The organism is Acidisoma sp. (assembly GCF_965199065.1).
In the GTDB taxonomy this organism is placed as follows: Bacteria; Pseudomonadota; Alphaproteobacteria; order Acetobacterales; family Acetobacteraceae; genus Acidisoma.
In genome coordinates, this window is record NZ_CBDAQN010000003.1 from 566811 (window position 1) to 582919 (window position 16109).

Consider the following 16109-nt stretch of genomic DNA (forward strand, 5'->3'; position numbering starts at 1 on the left):
CTCAGGGGGCCGCGGTCGTAAGTCGCCCAAGGAGCGCGGTGACGCTCGGAATGATGCCATGTGTCGCCATACGAGGCGGACCGTGCCCGGATCGGCCGCGCGCCACAAGCGCGCCTTGGCGCAACGGTCCCATGCCGCCGGAGCAGCCTGTCCCCGGCGCCGCCTACATCACCTGCTTCTGGGGCAATGTGCGGGCGATGTGGCTGAGCGTCTCCTCCTCCAGGTCCAGTTCCTCGATGAGAAGCTGCACCGCCTCGTCGTTGATCGCGTGGCGCCGGCGCAGCGAGCGCATCTCGGCCCGCTCCGCCCGCACGCCGCGCAGACGCAGCGCGATTTCCGCCCGCTGATCCTCCTGCGCCTGCTCCTGGTGTTCGTCATCGTCGTCCCGGCCCTGAAGCTTGAGGCGATAATCCGCAAGCACCCGGCGCGCGGCCTCTTCATAGGCCGCCCGCGCCGCTCCCTGACGCCGGTCGAGAGCCGCGGGAAGCCGCGCCTCGATCTCGCGGATGGCGCCCTCCGCCATCTGCCGCCGGGCTCTTTCGATTTCGTCATCGACCCGATTGGCGTCGGGCAGCGGCATTCGCCCGATGAGCCACGGCAAGGTCAGCACCGCGAGCAGCATCGACAGGATGATGACGCCGGCCGCGGTCGAGATGAGCAGGGGGCGGTTCGGGAACCCCTTTCCGTTGGGGAGCAGCAGAGGCAGCGACAGAATGCCGGCGAGCGTCACCGCCCCGCGCACGCCTGCGACGGAGGTCGCGCAGATGGCGAGAAAGCCGGGAATGGGAACATGTCTGCCTCGGGCGCGGCTGACACCCGACCGGACGGTCGTGGCCAGCACGACCCAGATGAAGCGCAGCACCACCAGAACGAGCAGGACGGTGCCCGTGAGCAGGAGAAGATCCCAGGGCGAGTGCCCGGCATGAACCGTGATCCGCACCCCCTGGGCCAGAATGGCAGGTAGTTGGAGGCCCAGCAGCAGGAAGATGAGGCCGTTGAAGGCGAACTCGAGCGTGCTCCAGATAGCGAAGGTGCGCCGCCGGATTGCCCCATGCGTCCCGCCGAAGGGGTCCATCAGGTTCAGCGTCACGCCGGTCGCGACAGCCGCGAGGATGCCGGAGAGATCGAGCGCCTGCGCCGTCAGGTAGGAGGCGAAGGGCAGCAGCAGAATAAGCAGGATGTAGATGGAGGCTTCCTCGGAGCGCCGGGCGAGGACGTAGCGGTCGAGCTGGAAGAACCCCCAGCCATAGGCTCCGCCCACCGCGAGCCCGCCGGCCGCGACGATGACGAAGCTCAATGCCGCCTGGGACAGGGAAAAGCTCCCGACCATGACGGCGCTGACCGCGACGTTGAAGGAGACGAGGCCCGAGGCGTCGTTCAGCAGGGCCTCGCCCTGGAGGATGTGCATGAACCGGCGCGGCATGCTGCGGCCGCTCATGATGCCGCTGAGGGCGACCGCATCGGTGGGCGACAGCACCGCTGCCAGGGCGAAGGCCGCCGCCAGCGGCACGAACGGCAGCAGCCAATGGACGAAAAAACCGACACCGACGGTCGTGAACAACACCAGCCCGACGGCAAGCGCGATGACTGGAACACCGACCTCACCGAGTTCACGCTTGGGGATGCGATAGGCGTCGGCGAAGAGCAGCGGCGGAATGAAGAGCAGCAGGAAGAGAGAGGGGTCGAACGACACGTGGAAGCCGGCGAAATCGCACAATGCGCCGACCGCGATCTGGAGCAAGGGCAACGGCACTCGCACCACCGTGACCGCCAGGTTTGTCATGGCGGTGACGAAGAGTAGGATCAGAATCGTCGTGGTCAGGTGCATGGGTTAGCAAGCGCTTCTTTTTACGAAAAGAAGCAAAAACTTCTTTTCAGGCAGCGTGGAGCACGCGTCCCGCCACCGCATCCAGCTTCGCCACCACCGCTGGATCTCGGTGCGAGACCGCCGTGATCAGGCTGTGCGTGAGCGCGCGGTCGCAACCCGAGGAACATAGCCCGCGCGGCTGACCGACAACGGGAAGGATCGCACGAACGAGATCCCGCGCATGATCGGCATTGGCGAAGAGCGTCTTCACCACCTGGTCGACGGTCACCGCGTCATGGCCCTCGCGCCAGCAATCGTAGTCCGTCACCATGGCAACGGTCGCGTAGCAAAGCTCCGCCTCGCGGGCGAGTTTGGCCTCGGGCATGTTGGTCATGCCGATCACGCTGCAGCCCCAGGACTGGTAGAGGACGCTCTCGGCATAGGTCGAGAACTGCGGCCCCTCCATGGTGAGATAGGTGCCGCCGCGCGTCACCGGCAGGCCGAGAGCGCGCGCGGCTTCCTCGAGCGCGGCGCCCAGGCGCGTGCAGACGGGGTTGGCGACGGAGACGTGCGCCACGCAGCCGGCGCCGAAGAAGCTCTTCTGGCGGGCGAAGGTCCGGTCGATGAACTGGTCGACGATCACGAAATGACCGGGCGGAAGCTCCTCCTTCAGGCTGCCGACGGCGGACAGCGAGATGAGGTCTGTCACGCCCACGCGCTTCATGGCGTCGATGTTGGCGCGGTAGTTGAGGTCGGTCGGGGACACCACATGGCCGCGGCCGTGGCGCGGCAGGAAGACGCAGCGCAGGCCGTGCAGCCGGCCGAACAACAGCTCGTCGGACGGCGCGCCCCAGGGCGTTTCGACCCGCCGCCACTCCTTCTCCTCGAGATCCTGGATGTCATAGAGGCCGGAGCCGCCGATGATGCCGAGGAGAGGCTCGATCGTGATGTCAGGCTCGGACGAAGTTTCAGGCACGAGGCAACTCCTCTGGAGACGCGTGATACTAGAAGCCGCCGCCGATCCCTGGCAACAAGCCGGAGAGCGGGCGAAGACCCTCAAGAAACCGCTATAGACATAAGGATATGTTTATGTCCGACAATCACGTCCTCCTGCGGCCGCGCGCCCAGGCGTGGTTCGAGACGTTGCGCGATCGTATCTGCGGCACCTTCGAGATGATCGAGGCTGAGCAGACGGGGCCGCTCGCGGACAGGCCGGCCGGCCGGTTCGAGCGACGGAGCTGGACACGCCCGACGCCCGAGGGTGTGGAAGGCGGTGGTGGCGTGATGAGCGTGATGCACGGCCGCGTGTTCGAGAAGGTGGGGGTGAACGTCTCGACCGTCTGGGGCGAGTTCAGCCCGGAGTTCCGCGCGATGGTGCCGGGGGCGGCGGAGGACCCGCGCTTCTGGGCCTCCGGCATCAGCCTCGTCGCGCATCTGCAGAGCCCGCTCGTGCCCGCCGTCCACATGAACACGCGCATGCTGATCACGCGCCACGGCTGGTTCGCAGGCGGCGCCGACCTCACCCCGATGCGGATGGAGGCGCCGGAATCGCTCGAGGATGCGGCGAGCTTCCATGCGGCGCTGCGCGGCGCCTGCGATGCCCATGGGTCGGACTTCTACGCCCGCTTCAAGAAATGGTGCGACGACTACTTCTACCTGCCGCACCGGAACGAACCGCGCGGGCTCGGCGGCATCTTCTACGACCAGCACAGCACCGGCGACGTGGAGGCGGATTTCGCGTTCACGCGCGATGTCGGGACGGCGTTTCTGGAGTCCTACGCGGCTATCGTTCGGCGCCGGATGCGTGCGCCCTGGACCGAGGCGGATCGCGACCATCAACTGGTGCGGCGGGGCCGCTACGTGGAGTTCAACCTGCTGCACGATCGCGGTACGCTGTTCGGGCTGAAGACGGGCGGCAACATCGAGGCGATCCTGATGAGCCTGCCGCCGGAAGCGCGCTGGCCCTGAACCGCGCCCGCCATCCGCACAAAAGAAGCGCCCTCCTGTTGTTGCGGACTCCACTTGCGGATGTAAGCCTCACGCTTGCGGCGCATCACTTAGGCGGATGGCCATGAGATTGATCGGCATAAGCTGTGTGACCGTCATTGTCGTAGGCGAGAAATTGCACCTTACTCCTTTCGGAAATACCGATCCTCGGAGTCGCATCCATGAGCAATACCTACGAATTCATAAATGCTGATGGATCGGGGAGTTTCGGATCTTCACCCAACTGGATCGATGAAACCAGCCCGACAACTCCGGGACCACCCGGACCGACCGATACAGCCCTCGTCTCCACAGCGGGACGAATTACCGGAACGGCCGATGTCGGCGCGCTCGTTCTCGATGGGAGCGACGGCACCTTGACGGCAACGGGCCAGGATGTCGCAGCCACGACACTCGAGCTTGAGGGCCGCGTGGCATTCACCCGTGGCACCGTCTACGGCGTCGCCGGCGGCGTTGAACAAGTCGGCAAATCAACCGTCAGCATGAGCGGCGGCAGCGATATGCTCATCTCGCCTGCCGCTGGCGCGGGGACCGCCGCGTTGGCTGTCGCGGGATCGAGCGGTGACCAGGCAACCTTCGACCTGAACGGGTTCGGGACACAGGTTGAGTTGGCACAGGGCGATGCCATCATCGGTGGCGCGGGCAGCGGCGTGATGACGATCCGTGATGGAGCCCAGCTACAGACTGATGTGGGGGACGTGATCCTCGGCGGCACGGCTGGAGGTCAGGGAACACTGAGCGTGACCGGACCGCTGTCCGCGCTCATGGCGGCAGGGCAAATCCAGGTTGAGCAAGGCAGGCTTGCGCTCCTGAACGGGGCGGACGTCTCATCGGTCGGCCTCACCATTGAAAGCGCAACGGGCGAAAGCGCCTCCGTTCTGGTCAGCGGCGTGGGGTCGCGGCTGACCACCGGCAACACGAGCATCGGCGGTGAACCCGGCACAAGCTCGCTCACGATCGCCCGGGGAGGTTTCGCGCAAGTTGGCTCGCTGCAAATCGGCGCGCCGGGTGTCTTTGGCACCAACAGCGTGTCGGTCAAGGGCGCCGGATCAACGCTGGAGATCCGCGGCGGTCTTACTCTGGGCGAGTCTCAGGTCGACCGGGGCGGTTTGTACACCCATGATTCAGGATCACTCGAAGTCACCTCGGGTGCTCGGGTGCTGCAAGACAGCAACAGCGTGGATGTCGTGGGCACGGAAGGCTCTTCCACCGGGAGCATTACGGTTTCCGGTCAAGGATCGGTCCTGAATACCGGCGTGGCGTCTCTCATCGTGGGTGACGATGGCATCGGATCGATCACCATCAAGTCAGGCGGCGAAATCCGCTCCTCGGGCGCTTCCGGTCAGGCTGTGACCGTGGGCAACTTCCAGACCGGATCGGTCAGCATCGACGGCGCCCGATCGGACTGGACCGCGACGACTGAATTCACCGTCGGGAATTACGGCACCGGAACGGTGCAGGTGGCGGCCGGAGCCAGGCTCGAGACCGGCAGTTCCGACAGTGCGGTGGGCTTTGTGCTCGGAGAGCAGTCGGGAGGCTCGGGCGCGGCGACGATCACGGGCGCCGGCTCGACGCTGACGAACACCGGCGAGTTCATCATCGGTGGCGCGGGCACCGGGTCGCTCACGGTCGCCGATGGTGGGCACGTGACGACACGTGGCTCCGCTGACCTTGGTCGCGGCACGATCCACCTCGACGGTGGGACGTTCGATGCTGCCGGGACGCTCACCCTGGCTGCGGGGCAGTCGTTGAGCGGGCACGGCACCGCAGAGGCCTTCGGCATCATCAACGCGGCGACGGTCCAGGCCAGCGGCGGCACGCTGAACTTTATCGGCGGCATAACGGGCGCGGGCACGTTGGAGATCGGTGCGGGCTCGACGCTGAGCCTGAGCGGCAGCGCGAGTTCCGGACAGGAGACGAAATTCGAGGCCGCCACGGGCCGTCTTGTTCTTGGAGCGCCGGCATCGTTCCACAGCACGATCTACGACTTCATCAAGGGCGACACGATCGACCTGTCGAAGGTCGTTGCAAAAAGCCTCGCGTATAGCGGTCATACGCTCACGGTGCATGAGAGCGGGGGCGCCGCCCTCTCGCTGACATTCTCCGGCACGTATAGCCAGTCGAGCTTCGGGATGATCGCCGACGGGCACGGCGGCACGTTGATCACGCACAGCTGAGCCGGCACGATCGAGGGCTCGGCGCAGGTCATCGGGCGTGATCTCACGCTAGACGATCTTGCCCTCGAAAGGGGGCAGCATGTCCGGCGCCTCGAACTCGATGACCCAAAGATCCGGGTCGAACTTCAGCTGCCGCGCCACATAGGCGTCGGCCTTCGCCTGGTCGACCGGCTCGACACCGGTGGACCGCAGCCAGGCGAGTTCCCCGCCCTCCCCGCGCGTCTGGGAAAGCACGGAGACGCCGCCATCGCGGTCGCGCAGAACCACCAGAACGCCGCCCGCGTCGGCGTCGCCTCGGCGCAGCACCATCCCGGGCCGGCCGTCGCGGTCGCCCAGGCGCAACGCCATCTGCACCCAAAGCTGGGCCTTTACGCGTGGTTCCATCATTTGGCGGTTCCCGATCTGTCTGTCTCTCGACACGGCACCCCGTGAATGCCAGATGAGCGGCGACACGAGGAGTGCCCCCATGGACCGGAAGATGACTGCGTCACAACGTGCCTATGAGGAGAAGCGCGCGGCCAAGGCCGGCATGAGCCTCGACAAATGGCTCGCTTCGAAGGAGCGTGAGCGCCAGCAGGCGACCGTCGCCAAGAAACCCGCCGAGCCCGCCAAGCCTCCGGGCTTCTTTTCCCGCCTTCTCGACCATGCCCATAAGCCGCTGAAGGAAAAGTCGCGCTAGCGAGGAAGCTCAGCCATCGGCGAGGTCGAGCGCCGCCACGTTCAGCAGGCACTCCAGCACCTCGGGCTCCTGAGCGCCTGCAATCGCGTGACGGCGACCGACGATGAAGCAGGGCGCGCCGTTGATGCCGAGCCGGTGCGCGCGCAAGTTATCGCCATGGACGTGTTCCACCGCCTCGTCGCTCAACAGGTAGGGGCGCGTGGCCGATGGCTCCAGGCCGCATTGCCGCCCGATCGTCACCAGCACGTCGAGGCTGCCGATATCGAGGCCGTCGGTGAAATAGGCGGTGAAGATCGCATCCGCCACAACCTCGGCCCGGCCAAGGCTGGCCGCGAACCGAACCAGACGGTGCGCGTCAACGCTGCTCGGCGTCCGCCTGATCCGGTCGAAGCGGAACAGAATGCCTTCCCCGCGGCCGATGTCCGAGATGGACGAAAAGAGCCGCCGCGCCCGGTCCTCGGCGCCGAATTTCCGGACCACGTAGTCGGTCCGCGCCATGCCTGCGCGCGGCATGTCCGGGTTGAGCAGGAAGGGGCGCCATTGCAGGTTCATCCCCAGTTCAGGGCGGCGGCGCAGCGCACGAATGAGGCGGCGGGTGCCGATGAAGCACCAGGGACAAACGAGATCGTAGACGATCTCGATCGGCAGCGGCGCGCGTGAAAAAGCAAGCATGTTCATGCTGTTATGCCGCTTCGGGCCCCTCCCCGTCCTCGCCAGCCGCTCGACACGAAACTGCCTTATAGCACGCGCGGCGGTCCGCCGCAGCTTTCCTTTCGCTCGACCGTAACATGTTGGTTCAGATGGCGGCGTAGTCCGAAACGACAGGATCGAGCCGGAATTCATTGACGAAATAGTCGATCACGGCGCGAACGCGGGGCGCCAGGTGGCGCCGCGAAGGGTAGACGGCGTGGATGGGCACGCGAGGGGGCTGCCAATCCTTCAGGATGGCGCGCACCCGGCCCTGGGCGATGTCGTCGTTGAACATCCAGGTCGGCAACCGGCTTACCCCGAGGCCGGCGCGTATCCCGTCGCTGATCCCCTCGATGCTGTCGCAGCGGAAGCGGCCCCGCACCTCGACCGTCGTGTTGCCGTCCGGTCCGTCGAACTCCCATTGGTGGGCGGTGTTGCGACCGAATGCGCCCGTGTAGACGAGGCAGGAGTGGGCCATCAGTTCCTGCGGGTTCTGCGGCTCTCCATGCTTCTCGAGATATTCGGTGGCGGCGAGAACGCCACGGCCCGTGGAGCCGAGATGGCGGGCAACCAGCGAGCTATCCGCGATCGCACCGGCACGGATGGCGAGGTCGATGTTCTCCGCCACCAGATCCTGCGCCTGTTCCGAAATGCTGACCTCGACCTCCAGCTGCGGGTAGCGCTGCAACAGCCGGGGGATACGCGGAATGATCTGCAGACGCGCCATCGATGTCGACGAAGCGATACGGACGGTGCCGGAAGGCGAGGCTCTACGCTTCCCGAGGATCTCCTCGGTCTCATCCACCGTATCCAGCACGCGGCGGGCATGAGCCAAAAGATCCATGCCATCCTGCGTAAAGGTAAGGCTGCGCGTCGTGCGCTGGATCAGCCTGACTTCGAAATGCGCTTCAAGGGCCGCTATCTGCCGGGACACCGCCGGCTGCGTCGACCCAACCTCCCGCGCGACCGCGGAAAACGATCCAGTTTCTGCCACCCGCACAAAACACCGGAAGCCAGCCAGCAAATCCATAAATCATATCCGACTGCATGAATGATATCCGGTCAAACCGTATTACCAATAATGAAAGCATGAACCATTTATGATTCGAGACGTGGACAATTCGACCTCTGCCCTGCGATAAACGCATTGGATCGGGAATTTTCGGGTGCTGCCATGAAATCGTTGAACGCCCAGCTTCGCGCTTTCAAGACGTCGGTGCTCGATCGTGCCGATGAGGAAACCGCGCGAGCGCTGGTGCAGGCGGAAGCCGAATATCGCGCCGACGCGGCCTCTGCCCATCCGTTGGCGGTCGGCGATCGCGCGCCCGGTTTCGCGTTGACGGATGCGGTGGGCGCCAAGCACCGTCTGGCCGAACATCTGATGCGTGGCCCTGTCCTGCTTCTTTTTTTCCGTGGCGGTTGGTGCCCCTACTGCACGCTGACGCTGCGCGCCTATGAAGATATCGCAACGGATATTCGCGAGGCCGGAGGCGACATCCTGGCGCTGTCGCCGCAGAAGGCGAGCCGCGCCGCCGTGGTCCAGGAAAGCAACTGCGTCAGCTTCCCGATCCTCGTCGACTGCGGCAACCGCGTGGCGACCGACTACGGCGTGCTCGGGCAGGCGCGCCCGATGACGCGTCAGGTCTTCGGCAAGCTCGGCTGCAACATCCCGGAGGAGAACAACGCCGAGGACTGGATGCTGCCCCGCGCCTCGGAATTTCTCATCGACCGGGACGGCGTCATCCGCATGGCTCATGTGTCGCCGGTCTCCTACGAACGGACGGAACCGCGGGAGGCGCTGGCGGCGCTGCGCGGGCTCACCAAGGCCATGGTCAGCGCCTGAAGGAAACGGTCCGTTCGGCAAACGGACCAATCGTCTTCAGTCGAAGACGATGCGTGGAAAGTAGAAGGACATCAGCCAGTTCGGCTTGTCCACGATGCAGCTGATCCGCAAATCGCCAGCCACGGAACAGAGCATGTAGGCGTCGGTCGCCGATAAGCCATGCTCGGCGCATAGCAGGTCGATCATCCGCGAAACGGCAGCCTTGGCGCCCTCCATGAGGTCGGGGCCGATACCGGTCGTCACCTCGTAGCCTGCCCCGTCGAGATGCCGGGTCACCGGCCCAGGCGTCGTGAAGCGCGGCGTCTCCAGCGGCGTCTGCTTGATGAGGTCGAGCGTGAGCGTCAGGTTCATCGGGCTCTCGATGGCCGTCCCGCAGACCTCGCCGTCGCCTTGGGCCGCGTGCGTGTCCCCGATCGAGAACAGCGCGCCGGGCACCTCCACCGGCAGGTAGAGCACGGTGCCGGCGGCGAGGTCGCGTATGTCCATGTTGCCGCCGACACGCCGGGGCGGAACGATGGAGTGGAGGCCGGGCGTCGCCAGCGCCACGCCGATGGTGCCCGCGAACGGCTTCAGCGGCACCCGGGCGATATCCGAGAACAGCGCCGGGTCGAGCGTGCGGGCGTCATAGGTCCAGAGTTTGAGCGCGGGGTCGGTGAACTGCTCGGCGAGAAGGCCGAAGCCCGGGATGTTGGCGGTCCAGCCGAAACCCGAGGGCGTGAAACCGTGGATCGAAACCTTCAGGATATCGCCCGGTTCGGCGCCCTCGACGAACACAGGTCCGGTGACCGGGTTGATGAGGCTGAAATCGAGCGTCGCCACGTCGGCGGTGGTGCTGGCGGCGGTGAGTTGGCCGGCCGAGGCGTCGTTGCATTCGAAGGCGATGGAACGGCCGGGCTCGGTGCGGAGCACGGGCGTGAAGCTGTTGTCCCATCCGAAATGGTGCTGCGCCGCGTGGATCGTGAAGTCGCATTTCAGGCACATGGGCAGGTTCCTTCAGGTGCTGAGTGCGGGCGGTGCTTGCCCGTGAGAGTTCGGTTCGGTAAGAGACCAGCGGTGTGTTCGCGTAGCTCAGCAGGATAGAGCACAGGATTCCTTGTTGGTAGAACTGGGCGTCGCGCAGGGAAACGGCGCGGCGGATCTGCTCAAAGTCGGGGAAAGCTTGGGCGCAATCTGGCGCCTGTGCCAATCCCGAGCCAAGCCCGGCCGAAAGCCGGGAAGGTGTAGAGACTGGATGGGTGGCGCCTAAGGGCCTCGGCCGAGGTCTATGGCGAAGGGACAGTCCAGACCACGAACGCCCGCCAGGTTTTGCCCGGCCGGCGGCGGCGAAAGCCGAAGTGGGATTGAATCCTGGGGCCGTGGGTTCGAATCCCGCCGCGAACATTTCCTCCACCGCCATATTTTGGAGGCGCAAGGATCTTTCCGGGCAAAGGGATCGGCGGCCACGGCAGCGGGCGTCGAACGCCGCACTCTCGCGACGACGTTCCGCGCAGTCGTCAAAGCGGAAAGGCGCTGCCGTCCGGGAAGATGATGAGGGCGCCCTTCCGGCTGTGGGCTATCCAGTTGCCGTAGTCGTCCTTCCGCAGCCCGGCGACCTTGCCGAAGCCCTGCTCTCGCGCATCCCGCGCGGCTTCGGCGGCGCTGATCGGCGTGGAGGCGCTCCACCCACCGAGATCGCTTGGCGTGATCGGCGTCCCCAATGGCCCTACGGAGACGGGGCTCGCCTGCGCGAACGCCGGGCTGGACGCGCCCAGCATCAGGCACAGGACGATGACAAAGCCTTTGGGCATGACGCGGCCCTCCCTGCTTCGGCCTCGTCTTTTTTGTTTTCGTCCGCCTGAGGCCGCAGCCTCAATCTATGCCTCACCGGCAAGCCGTGTCCGCTAAAATCGGCAGTATTCAGGTCACCGCCGCGCTACCCGACCCAGGCGAGATAGGCCGACACCGTCAGCAGCGAGCCGATCGTCGAGAGCAGGATCGAACGCGCGGTGGTCGTCGCCTCCCGCCCATAGAACTCCGCGAGCATGAACGGGCCGGTGCCGGTCGGCAGCGCCGCCAGCACCACGACGAGGTGCGTGAGCGACGGCGCCAGCCGGAAGATCTGCGTCGCCAGCACCCAGGCGAGGACCGGCTGCAGGATGAGCTTCAGCCCGACCAGCAGCAGGCTCCCCAAGACGCTCGCCTCCGACGGCACCGCAGCCCGCCGCTCGCCGAGGAAAAGACCGAGCGCCACCAGCGCGCAGGGCGAGGCCGCATCGCCGAGCAGCCGGAAGAAGGTCTCGGCGCTCGCGGGGATAGGCAGGCCCGTCGTGGCCCAGGCGGCACCCAGCACCGGCGCCACCAGCAGTGGATTGCGGATGAGGGAGCGCCCCACCTTGAGCAGCAGATGGGCCGGCCTCGCCTCTGTCTGGAGCCCGACCTCGATGAGCACGATCGCGACGGCGAAGAGCAGGCAGACGGTGATGATCGCGGCGACGGTGGTGAGCCCCAGCATGCCCCGTCCGAACACGATGAGGCTGAGCGGAAAGCCGATGAAGCCGGTGTTGCCGTAGCCCGCGTTCAGGCCGTCGATGCTGACATCGGCAAGGTGCCGCTCGCCGCGCAACCGCAGCAGCACGGTGAGTGCGAAGACGATGAAGGTGCTGAGGGTGAAGACGGCGGCGAAGGCCGGCTGGTCGAGCGTCACCCAGCGGGCGTGGGCCATGATGTCGAACAGCAGCGCGGGCAGCGCCAGATAGACGACGAAGCGGTTGAGCTCCGTCGTGGCATGCGGGCCGAGAACTCCGCCACGGCGGCAGCCGAAGCCCAGGAAGATGAGGGCGAAGATGGGCAGGACGACCAGCACGGTGGTGAGCATGCGCCTGGATAGCCAGACCCGGCGTTGCGGTCCAACCTGTGCGCGGGCCGTCCCGGCGGGCACCGCTTGCGAGCAGACGCGCCGATCAGACGCAGTGGGCACACGCTTTTGTCACGCGGTCCCGTACCCCGGCTGACGGTATTGGTCTGAGCATTGAGACAGGCCAGAAAGGACAATCCATGGCATCCGAAAATTCCCCCGTCTGGTTCATCACCGGCTGCTCCACCGGCTTCGGGCTGGAACTCGCGAAGCTGACGCTCGCGCGGGGCTGGCCGACGGTCGTGACGGCGCGGGACAGCTTGCGGGTCGCCGATCTCGCGAAAGGCGCCGAGGACCACGCGCTCGCCCTCAGCCTGGACGTGACCGACAGCGCCCAGGTGACGGCGGCGGTGGAGGCGGCCGAGGCGCGCTTCGGCCGCATCGACGTGCTGGTGAACAACGCGGGCTACGGCTACCAATCCTCGATCGAGGAGGGCGACGACGCCGAGATCCGGGCTCAGTTCGACGCCAACGTGTTCGGGCTGTTCGCGCTGACGCGCGCGGTGCTGCCGGGCATGCGGGCTCGGCGCCGGGGACACGTGCTCAACATCACGTCCGTCGCCGGCTTCATCGGCTTTCCGGGCTCGGGCTACTACGCCGCCAGCAAGCACGCGGTGGAGGGCTTCTCGGACGCGCTCGCAGCCGAAGGCCGCCCGCTCGGCATCAAGGTGACCTGCATCGAGCCGGGTCCGTTCCGCACCGATTGGGCGGGCCGGTCCCTCAAGCAGACCAAGAGCAAGATCGCGGACTACGCCGACACGGCGGCCGCCCGGATGGCGTCGACGGCGGCAATCAGCGGCACGCAGGCAGGTGACCCGGTGCGGGCGGGCGAGGCGATGATCCGGGTGACGGAGGAGGCCAATCCGCCGCGTCATCTGGTCCTGGGCGGCTTCGGCGTGAACGCGGTCGAGAACAAGCTGCGCGAGCGGCTGGCCGAGGTCGAAGCCTGGCGCGAGGTCGGTCTGGCGACGGACTTCCCGAAGGAATGAGAGAACACCGGGGGCGGATCGTGCGCCCCCGGGTCGGCCCATTGCTGACAAGGCCAAAATCGCCCGCGATCCTGGCTCGTTAAGGGCGCTATCAAACCGGCTGCGCGCCGTATAGATAGATGAGTATGTCCGGAGCCCCAGGTTCAGACCCCCTGCTGAGAAACAACGTGCGGGTGTCAGGCCACGGCGACCCTACGATCATTTTCTCCCACGGGTTCGGTTGCGACCAGACTGCCTGGGCCGATGTCGCACCGGCGTTCGAGAATGAGGCCCGCGTGGTTCTTTTCGACCATGTAGGGTCCGGTCTTTCGGACAGCTCGGCCTATGACGCCGCCAAATACGCCAGCCTCGACGGCTACGCCGAGGACGTGGTGGAACTCGCCGACACGCTCGCGCTCAGGGACACCGTCTTCGTCGGCCACTCGGTCGGGGCGATGATCGGGATGCTGGCGGCCGTAAAGTCACCCGTGTCGATTGGCCGCATGGTCATGCTGTGCCCCTCGCCGCGCTACATCGATGACGGGGACTATGTCGGGGGCTTCTCGCGGGCCGACATCGACGATCTCCTGCTGGTGCTCGAGAGCAACTTCCTCGCTTGGTCGAGAGCGACCGCGCCCCAGATGATGGGGAACGGCGAGCGTCCCGAACTCGGCGAGGCGCTCGCCGACAGCTTCTGCCGGACGGACCCGGAAATCGCCAAGGCGTTCGCGCGGGTCACCTTTCTCTCCGATCTTCGCGCCGATCTGCCGCACCTCGATGTGCCGACGCTGATCCTGCAGACGCAATCGGACATGATCGCGCCGTTGCAGGTCGGCGACTACATGCGTGACAACCTTCCCCGCGGCGAGCTTGTCGTCATGGAGGCGAGCGGCCACTGCCCACACATGAGCGCGCCTGCGGAAACGATCGCGGCCATCAAGCGCTTCCTGGCCTTCTGATGGTCCGGTCGCGCCATTGGCAGCGCTCCTCCCGATGAGGCCGGTGGACGAAGCTGACGGAGCGGCCCTGCCCGAGGAGACGCTCGACGAACTCTATGACCGCGCGCCCTGCGGCTACCTGACCACGACGCTTTCCGGGACGATCACGCGCGTCAACACGACTTTCCTGGATTGGCTTGGCCGCGGGCGCGAGGAGGTTGTCGGGGTGCGTCTGCAGGCGCTGCTCACCGAGGGCGCGCGCATCTTCTACGAAACCCACTGCGCCTTGAGACTGCGCCGCGAAGGCGTGGTCAGGCAGATCACCATGGATTTTGCCCGCTCGGACGGGGCTAAGGTTCCGGTGCTCATCGACTGGCGGCCGATCCGGAACGATGAGGGCGCGGTGGCCGGACTGCGCGTGCTGGTCGTCGATGCGACGGACCGTCGATCCTACGAACGCGAACTGATCGCCGCGCGCGAACGGTCGCGCGCCACGGCGGACGCTCTGCGCGAGCTGAACGAGACGCTCGAGCATCGGGTGGAGCAGCGGACCCGGGAGCTGCGCGACACCATGGACTTCGCGCGGCTGGCTCTGGGGGCCGTCGGCGGCGTCGGTGTCTGGACCTACGATGTCGCGGCGGACCGGTTCGTCTGCGACGACAACATCGCTGCCCTTTATGCGCTGGAACCGGGCCGCGGGAGCGCAGGCTACAGCTCGGCCGAGTTCCTGCAGCACCTGCACCCCGACGACATCCTGCCCCTGAGAACGACGATGAGCCGGGGCCTTACCGAACCGGGCGATCTGGAACTCGAGTATCGCATCCGGCATGCCGATGGCTCCGTCCGCTGGGTCCTGTCGCGCGGCCACACCTATTTCGAGGGCGGCACTCCCGTTCGCCGCACGGGCGTGGGCGTCGACATGACCAAGCAACGGCTGCTGGAGGAGCAGTTCCGGCAGGCCCAGAAGATGGAGGCGGTCGGGCAGCTCACCGGCGGTCTCGCGCACGACTTCAACAACCTCCTGGCGGGCATCTCGGGCTCGCTCGAGATGATGGAATCCCGCATCGCCCAGGGGCGCTTCGCGGATGTCGACCGCTACCTCGCCACGGCGAAGGGCGCCGCCCGCCGCGCGGCCGCGCTCACCCATCGGCTGCTCGCCTTTTCGCGCCGCCAGACGCTCGATCCCAAGACCACCGACGTAAACCGCCTGGTGGCGAGCATGCAGGAGCTGATCCAGCGTGCGGTGGGTCCGGGCGTGCTGATCGAGGTGGTCGGCGCTCCCGGACTGTGGCCGGGGCTGGTGGATCCGCCGCAGCTGGAAAACGCGCTCCTCAACCTCTGCATCAACGCGCGCGACGCCATGCCGGATGGCGGACGCATCACCATCGAAACCGCCAACCGGATCGTGGACGCCCAGGCGGCGCGCCAGCACGACTTGCCGGAGGGCCAATACGTGTCGCTCAGCGTGACCGATACGGGCGTCGGCATGAAGCCGTCGCTCGTCGCGCGCGTGTTCGAGCCGTTTTTCACGACCAAGCCCATCGGCGAGGGCACCGGCCTGGGCCTGTCGATGATCTACGGCTTCGTGCGGCAGTCGGGCGGCGAGGTGCGGATCTACTCGGAGCTTGGGCGCGGCACGACCGTGAGCATCTACCTTCCGCGTCACGACGGCCCCGTCGCCGAAGACGAGGATCAGTCGCCGGCCTCGGTCGTTGCGCGGGGGGAGCAAGGCAGGACGGTCCTCGTGGTCGACGACGAGCCGACAGTGCGCATGCTGTTGACCGATATCCTGGACGACCTCGGCTGCCGGGCGATCGAGGCCGCCGACAGTGCGGCGGGGCTTGCGGTCCTGGAGTCGGACGTGCCGATCGACCTTCTCATCACCGATGTGGGCCTGCCCGGCGGGATGAACGGCCGGCAGATGGCCGATGCGGGACGCGTCTCTCGTCCGGGCCTGAAGGTGCTCTTCATCACCGGCTACGCTGAAAATGCGGTGATCGGCCGCGGCCATCTGGAGCCGGGCATGACCGTTCTGACGAAGCCTTTCTCGGTCGAAACCATGGTCGCGCGCGTCCGCTCCATGATCGAGATCTAGGCCGGGCGCTTC

General features: G+C 66.4%; 15 protein-coding genes. 7 read left to right on the forward strand and 8 right to left on the reverse strand.

Annotation, left to right across the window (positions count from 1 at the left end; genetic code table 11):
* Positions 1-163: 163 nt before the first annotated feature.
* Positions 164-1828 carry a Na+/H+ antiporter gene (locus ACOEQ1_RS10810; protein WP_419759255.1) on the reverse strand — a complete coding sequence of 555 codons (1665 nt, stop codon included), beginning with the start codon at positions 1826-1828 and terminating at the stop codon, positions 164-166.
* A gap of 46 nt (positions 1829-1874) precedes the next feature.
* Positions 1875-2783 (reverse strand): S-methyl-5'-thioadenosine phosphorylase, encoded by a 909-nt coding sequence (locus tag ACOEQ1_RS10815; protein ID WP_419759256.1) that lies wholly within the window; start codon positions 2781-2783, stop codon positions 1875-1877.
* 113 nt (positions 2784-2896) lie between these two features.
* On the opposite strand from ACOEQ1_RS10815, the gene hemF reads away from it, so the two are divergent.
* Both hemF and ACOEQ1_RS10825 read left to right on the forward strand, forming a co-directional pair.
* Entirely contained in the window at positions 2897-3775 is an 879-nt protein-coding gene (gene hemF, locus ACOEQ1_RS10820) for an oxygen-dependent coproporphyrinogen oxidase (RefSeq protein WP_419759257.1), read from the forward strand.
* 200 nt (positions 3776-3975) lie between these two features.
* Entirely contained in the window at positions 3976-5991 is a 2016-nt protein-coding gene (locus ACOEQ1_RS10825; RefSeq protein WP_419759258.1) for a beta strand repeat-containing protein, read from the forward strand.
* Positions 5992-6039: 48 nt separating this feature from the next.
* Here the strand turns inward: ACOEQ1_RS10825 and ACOEQ1_RS10830 are convergent, their stop codons facing one another.
* The gene (locus tag ACOEQ1_RS10830) at positions 6040-6378 is read right to left on the reverse strand and encodes a DUF1491 family protein (protein ID WP_419759259.1); all 339 of its coding nucleotides are present in this window, start codon (positions 6376-6378) and stop codon (positions 6040-6042) included.
* 79 nt (positions 6379-6457) lie between these two features.
* Here ACOEQ1_RS10830 and ACOEQ1_RS10835 point away from each other — a divergent pair, with 79 nt between their 5' ends.
* Positions 6458-6670, forward strand: coding sequence for a hypothetical protein (locus tag ACOEQ1_RS10835; protein ID WP_419759260.1), 213 nt, complete (start codon positions 6458-6460; stop codon positions 6668-6670).
* A gap of 9 nt (positions 6671-6679) precedes the next feature.
* Here ACOEQ1_RS10835 and ACOEQ1_RS10840 read toward each other — a convergent pair whose 3' ends face one another.
* Together ACOEQ1_RS10840 and ACOEQ1_RS10845 are read right to left on the reverse strand one after the other, a co-directional pair.
* Positions 6680-7348, reverse strand: coding sequence for a DsbA family oxidoreductase (locus ACOEQ1_RS10840; RefSeq protein WP_419759261.1), 669 nt, complete (start codon positions 7346-7348; stop codon positions 6680-6682).
* A gap of 118 nt (positions 7349-7466) precedes the next feature.
* Complete coding sequence (locus ACOEQ1_RS10845; protein WP_419759262.1) at positions 7467-8390, reverse strand: LysR substrate-binding domain-containing protein; 924 nt, start codon at positions 8388-8390, stop codon at positions 7467-7469.
* A 144-nt stretch (positions 8391-8534) separates the two neighbouring features.
* On the opposite strand from ACOEQ1_RS10845, the gene ACOEQ1_RS10850 reads away from it, so the two are divergent.
* A complete protein-coding gene (locus ACOEQ1_RS10850) occupies positions 8535-9203 on the forward strand; it encodes a peroxiredoxin-like family protein (protein WP_419759263.1) in 669 nt (222 codons plus the stop codon).
* A 36-nt stretch (positions 9204-9239) separates the two neighbouring features.
* Here the strand turns inward: ACOEQ1_RS10850 and ACOEQ1_RS10855 are convergent, their stop codons facing one another.
* From ACOEQ1_RS10855 to ACOEQ1_RS10865, 3 genes are all read right to left on the reverse strand, one after another.
* Positions 9240-10184, reverse strand: coding sequence for an acetamidase/formamidase family protein (locus ACOEQ1_RS10855; RefSeq protein WP_419759264.1), 945 nt, complete (start codon positions 10182-10184; stop codon positions 9240-9242).
* Positions 10185-10696: 512 nt separating this feature from the next.
* Complete coding sequence (locus tag ACOEQ1_RS10860) at positions 10697-10990, reverse strand: hypothetical protein (RefSeq protein ID WP_419759265.1); 294 nt, start codon at positions 10988-10990, stop codon at positions 10697-10699.
* Positions 10991-11115: 125 nt separating this feature from the next.
* Entirely contained in the window at positions 11116-12057 is a 942-nt protein-coding gene (locus ACOEQ1_RS10865; protein WP_419759266.1) for an AEC family transporter, read from the reverse strand.
* 179 nt (positions 12058-12236) lie between these two features.
* Here ACOEQ1_RS10865 and ACOEQ1_RS10870 point away from each other — a divergent pair, with 179 nt between their 5' ends.
* The 3 genes from ACOEQ1_RS10870 (at position 12237) to ACOEQ1_RS10880 (ending at position 16097) form a co-directional block, all read left to right on the forward strand.
* Entirely contained in the window at positions 12237-13085 is an 849-nt protein-coding gene (locus ACOEQ1_RS10870) for an oxidoreductase (protein ID WP_419759267.1), read from the forward strand.
* Positions 13086-13210: 125 nt separating this feature from the next.
* On the forward strand, positions 13211-14023 hold the full coding sequence (locus ACOEQ1_RS10875; RefSeq protein WP_419759268.1) for an alpha/beta fold hydrolase: 813 nt from the start codon (positions 13211-13213) through the stop codon (positions 14021-14023).
* A gap of 43 nt (positions 14024-14066) precedes the next feature.
* Complete coding sequence (locus ACOEQ1_RS10880) at positions 14067-16097, forward strand: ATP-binding protein (RefSeq protein WP_419759269.1); 2031 nt, start codon at positions 14067-14069, stop codon at positions 16095-16097.
* The last annotated feature ends 12 nt before the right edge of the window (positions 16098-16109 follow it).